Below are 270 nucleotides of genomic sequence, written 5' to 3' on the forward strand. Positions count from 1 at the left end.
CTTTGTTAGGTGTCAGGCCGACTTGGTACGCGGCTGCTGCGATGACGCGTCCGATCTTTCTGTTGACGAACCGGGAATATGCGGGCGACCCCTTGGCGGGTGGCTTCTGCGCTCCTGCCAGTCGTCGCACGGTATCGGTGAACGACTCCTCCGGTAGTGAACTATTTTGGTGGACGGTCATTTTCGATTGCTCCTGATTGTCGCAGTAAAGGCCTCGGCGATGTCGGCGCGGTACCGTTCCGGCGAGAATCTGGTCAAGGCTTCGGTGCT

The 270-nt window shown here is 58.9% G+C and carries 1 protein-coding gene; it reads right to left on the bottom strand.

Going from position 1 to position 270, the window contains the following annotated elements; genetic code table 11:
- On the bottom strand, nt 1–181 hold a 181-nt coding region (locus R0J92_RS23210; RefSeq protein ID WP_411053407.1), incomplete at its 3' end, for a hypothetical protein.
- Nucleotides 182–270 lie beyond the last annotated feature (89 nt).

Source organism: Tritonibacter sp. SIMBA_163 (assembly GCF_046535935.1).
In the GTDB taxonomy this organism is placed as follows: Bacteria; Pseudomonadota; Alphaproteobacteria; order Rhodobacterales; family Rhodobacteraceae; genus Epibacterium; species Epibacterium scottomollicae.